The sequence below is a fragment of the Protofrankia coriariae genome, assembly GCF_001017755.1.
Classification (GTDB): Bacteria; Actinomycetota; Actinomycetes; order Frankiales; family Frankiaceae; genus Protofrankia; species Protofrankia coriariae.
The window spans coordinates 5044-9940 of the sequence record NZ_JWIO01000073.1 but is presented as its reverse complement, the minus strand read 5'-3'; the positions used below and the strand labels follow the sequence as shown (position 1 = coordinate 9940).

General features: G+C 72.7%; 2 protein-coding genes (1 of these 2 cut by a window edge). Both read left to right on the top strand.

All coding sequences use genetic code 11. The features are described 5' to 3' along the window. Positions 1-183: 183 nt before the first annotated feature. The gene (gene carA / locus FrCorBMG51_RS23755) at positions 184-1275 is read left to right on the top strand and encodes a glutamine-hydrolyzing carbamoyl-phosphate synthase small subunit (protein ID WP_047225231.1); all 1092 of its coding nucleotides are present in this window, start codon (positions 184-186) and stop codon (positions 1273-1275) included. Between the two features lie 271 nt (positions 1276-1546). Then, positions 1547-4897: the 5' portion of a carbamoyl-phosphate synthase large subunit gene (carB, locus tag FrCorBMG51_RS23750; protein ID WP_047225230.1), read on the top strand. It continues 72 nt past the right edge of the window; only the first 3351 of its 3423 coding nucleotides appear in the window; it begins with the start codon at positions 1547-1549; the stop codon falls past the right edge of the window.

The following is a 4897-nucleotide window of genomic DNA, read 5'->3' as shown; positions in this document are numbered from 1 at the left end:
GGCCCGCGGGGCGGCGGCCCGCCGGAACAGGCCGGGGACGTATCGCAACGGATTGGGGACGCGGTGAGCGTAGGCGGGGACGGGTCCGGCGGTCGAACGTCGACGGCAGGTGGCCTGCCCGGCCACCTGCGCGGGCCGGCGCGCTCCACCGCGTCGCACGCCAGCCGCCCGGACGTCCGGCTGATGCTGGAGGACGGGCGCCACTTCGTCGGCGAGGCGTTCGGTGTGCGGGGGGAGACCTTCGGCGAGGTCGTCTTCGCCACCGGTATGACCGGCTACCAGGAGACCCTCACCGACCCGTCCTACCACCGGCAGATCGTGGTCATGACCGCGCCGCACATCGGCAACACCGGGGTCAACGACGACGACAACGAGTCGGAGCGGATTCACGTCGCCGGCTTCGTGGTGCGCGACCCGAGCCGGATCGCCTCGAGCTGGCGGGCGCGGCGCACCCTCGACGACGAACTGGCGGACGCCGGGGTGGTGGGCGTCAGCGGCATCGACACCCGGGCCCTCACCCGCCACCTGCGGGAGCGCGGGGCGATGCGGTGCGGCATCGGCCCCGCCACCGAGGACCCCGGTGAGCTGCTCCAACGGGTGCGGATGAGCCCGAGCATGGTCGGCGCCGACCTGGCGCCGCAGGTGAGCACCCGCGCGCCCTACGTCGTGCGGGCCGCCACCGACGTCCCCTACTTCCGGGTGGCCGCGCTCGACCTGGGCATGAAGCGGGCGACCCCGAACGCGCTGAGCGCCCTCGGCTGCGAGGTGCACGTCCTGCCGGCGCGCAGCGGGGCCGACGAGCTGCTGGAGCTGACGCCGGACGGGGTGTTCCTGTCCAACGGCCCGGGCGATCCGGCGGCGGCGGACTACGCGGTCCAGGCGGTGCGCCGGGTGCTCGACGCGGGGGTCCCGGTCTTCGGGATCTGCTTCGGCAACCAGGTGCTGGCCAGGGCGCTCGGCTTCGAGACGTACAAGCTGACCTACGGCCACCGCGGGGTCAACCAGCCGGTGGCCGAGACCGCGACCGGCCGGATCATGGTGACCAGCCACAACCACGGCTTCGCGGTCCAGGCGCCGCTCGACGGTGTCACGCAGACCCCGTACGGGCGGGTCGAGGTCAGTCACGTGGCGTTGAACGACAACGTGGTCGAGGGGCTGGCCTGCCTGGACGTGCCCGCGTTCAGCGTCCAGTTCCACCCCGAGGCGGCGCCGGGCCCGCACGACGCGCACGGCCTGTTCGAGCGCTTCCGCGACCTCATGGCCGCCCGCCGGTGACGCCCGACGGTCCTGGCTGTCCGCCGGCAGGCCCTGGCGGACACGGCCACCTACTGGTGGTGCCCAGCGGGCACGGCCGCCCGCCGGTGACGCCCAGCGGACACGGCGCTGTGGGGCACTGCGACGGGCCGGGTATGGGACGCTGCGAGCCGGCCCACAGGCCGGCCACCCGGGGGCGAGCCACCCCGGGGCCGGCGGGCCACCAGCCGGGTGCCCGCGGGGCGGGCCGGGGGGCGAGTAGGCGGGGACGCGGACGGGAGGGCGTGCGCTGATGCCGCGGCGGGAGGATCTGACCAGCGTCCTGGTCATCGGGTCGGGGCCGATCGTCATCGGCCAGGCGTGTGAGTTCGACTATTCCGGGACACAGGCGTGCCGGGTGCTGCGTTCCGAGGGGCTGCGGGTGGTGCTGGTCAACAGCAACCCGGCCACGATCATGACCGATCCGGACCTCGCGGACGCCACCTACGTCGAGCCGATCACCCCGGAGACGGTCGCCAAGATCATTGAACGGGAGCGCCCGGACGCGCTGCTGGCGACCATGGGCGGGCAGACCGCGCTGAACACCGCCATGGACCTGCACGCCGCGGGCGTCCTCGACCGCTACGGCGTCCGCCTGATCGGCGCGAACATCGACGCGATCCGCGCGGGCGAGGACCGGCAGGCGTTCAAGGACATCGTGGCCGCCATCGGCGGCGAGACCGCCCGCAGTTCCATCTGCACGACCCCGCAGGAGTGCCTGGCCGCCGCCGAGGAGTTCTCCTACCCGGTGGTGGTGCGCCCGAGCTTCACCCTCGGCGGCGCCGGCAGCGGTTTCGCCCACGACGCCGACGAACTGCGCCGGATGGCCGCGGACGGCATCGCAGCCAGCCCCTCGTCGGAGGTCCTGGTCGAGGAGTCCGTGCTCGGCTGGAAGGAGTTCGAGCTCGAGCTGATGCGCGACCGGGCCGACAACGTGGTCGTGGTCTGCTCGATCGAGAACGTCGACCCGATGGGGGTGCACACCGGCGACTCTGTGACGGTCGCCCCGGCGATGACGCTGACCGACCGCGAGTACCAGCAGATGCGCAACACGGCCATCGCGGTCATGCGCGCGGTGGGCGTCGACGCGGGTGGGTGCAACATCCAGTTCGCCGTGGACCCGGCGACCGGGCGGCTCGTCGTGATCGAGATGAACCCCCGGGTGTCCCGGTCGTCGGCGCTGGCCTCGAAGGCCACCGGGTTCCCGATCGCGAAGATCTCCGCGAAGCTCGCGCTCGGTTACACCCTGGACGAGATCCCCAACGACATCACCCGCACCACCCCGGCGGCCTTCGAGCCGACGCTGGACTACGTCGTGGTCAAGGTGCCCCGGTTCGCCTTCGAGAAGTTCCCCGGGGCGGACCCGGCGCTGACCACCACGATGAAGTCCGTCGGTGAGGCGATGGGGGTCGGGCGCAGCTTCGCCGAGGCGCTGCAGAAGGCGCTGCGTTCGCTGGAGCAGCCGTCGGCGGTGTTCGGCTTCACCGGCGACCCGGGGGACGCCGAGGAGCTGCTGGAGCGGGCCCGCGTCCCGCACGACGGCCGGCTGCGCACGGTGCAGCGGGCGCTGCGGGCCGGGGCGGGCCGGCTGCGGGTGACCGAGGTGACCGGCATCGACCCCTGGTTCGTGGAGCAGATCGACCACCTCAACCGGGTCGCCGCCACCGTCACCGGTGACCTGGTGGACCTCGCCCCGGCCGACCTGCTGCGGGCCAAGCGCCTGGGCTTCTCCGACGCCCAGCTCGCCGACCTGCTCGCCACCACCGAGGACGCCGTGCGCGCGGCCCGCCACCGCGCCGGCATCCGGCCCGTCTACAAGACCATCGACACCTGCGCGGCCGAGTTCGCCTCGGCCACGCCGTACCACTACTCGTCCTACGACAGCGAGACCGAGGTCGCCCCCAGCGACCGGCCCCGGGTGATCGTGCTGGGCAGCGGGCCCAACCGGATCGGGCAGGGCATCGAGTTCGACTACGCCTGCTGCCACGCGGTGATGGCGCTCTCGGACGCCGGCTACGAGACGATCATGATCAACTGTAATCCGGAGACGGTCTCCACCGACTACGACACCGCCGACCGGCTCTACGTCGAACCGCTCACCGTCGAGGACGTCCTGGAGGTCGTCCACGCCGAGCAGCAGGCCGGGGAACTGGTCGGCGTGATCGTCCAGCTCGGTGGCCAGACCCCGCTGGGCATTGCCGCGCCGCTGGCCGCCGCCGGCGTCCCGATCGTCGGGACGGAGCCGCGCGCGATCCACCTGGCCGAGGACCGCGGCCTGTTCGGGCAGGTGCTCGCCCGGGCCGGGCTGCCCTCGCCGCCGCACGGGGTGGCGACCTTCTTCGACGAGGCCCGATCGGTGGCGGAGCGGATCGGCTACCCGGTGCTGGTACGGCCGTCCTACGTCCTCGGCGGGCGCGGGATGGAGATCGTCTACGACGAGGCGATGCTGCGCGGCTACATCGAACGGGCGACCGAGATCAGCCCGCAGCACCCCGTCCTGGTCGACCGGTTCCTCGACGACGCCGTCGAGATCGACGTGGACGCGCTCTACGACGGCACCGAGCTGTACCTCGGCGGTGTGATGGAGCACATCGAGGAGGCCGGGGTCCACTCCGGTGACTCCGCCTGCGCGCTGCCGCCGATCACCCTGGGACGCGGCGAGCTGGAGCGCATCCGCGAGTCCACCCGGCTGATCGCCGAGGGCGTGGGCGTGCGCGGCCTGCTCAACGTCCAGTACGCGCTGCAGGCCGATGTGCTGTACGTGCTGGAGGCCAACCCGCGGGCGTCACGGACCGTGCCGTTCGTGTCCAAGGCGACCGCGGTGCCGCTGGCGAAGGCCGCCGCCCGGGTGATGGTCGGCACGACCGTGGCGCAGCTGCGCGCGGAGGGGCTGCTGCCCGCCCACGGCGACGCCGCGATCCTGCCGCTGGACTCCCACATCGCGGTGAAGGAGGCGGTACTGCCCTTCGGCCGGTTCCGGGACGTCGGCGGCCGTGGGGTGGACACCGTGCTCGGCCCGGAGATGAAGTCCACCGGCGAGGTGATGGGCATCGACGCCGGTTTCGGCGCCGCCTACGCCAAGTCCCAGGCCGCAGCCTCCCTGTCGCTGCCGGTCTACGGCCGGGTGTTCGTCTCCGTGGCCAACCGGGACAAGCGGGCGATGATATTCCCGGTCAAACGGCTCGCCGACCTCGGTTTCGTCGTCTACGCCACCGAGGGGACCGCGCAGGTGCTGGGCCGCAACGGGGTGAAGGCGGTCGTCCTGGGCAAGCACTCCGTGCCCGACCCGAACCTGGTCGACTGCGTCGAGATGATCATATCTGGCCAGATCAACCTGGTGATCAACACTCCGTGGGGGGTCGGGCCGCGGCTGGACGGATACGAGATCCGGGCGGCGTGCGTGGCCACCGGCGTGCCCTGTGTCACCACGATCCAGGGCGCCGCCGCCTGCGTACAGGCCATCGAGGCGCTGGTGCGCGGCGACATGGGCGTGCGGCCGCTGCAGAGCTTCCACGCCGGGCTGCAGGCCGCCTGGGAGCAGCCGTACGGCCCCGACGCCAACCAGCCCGTTGACGATCAACGTACCGGCGGGCCCGGTACCGGC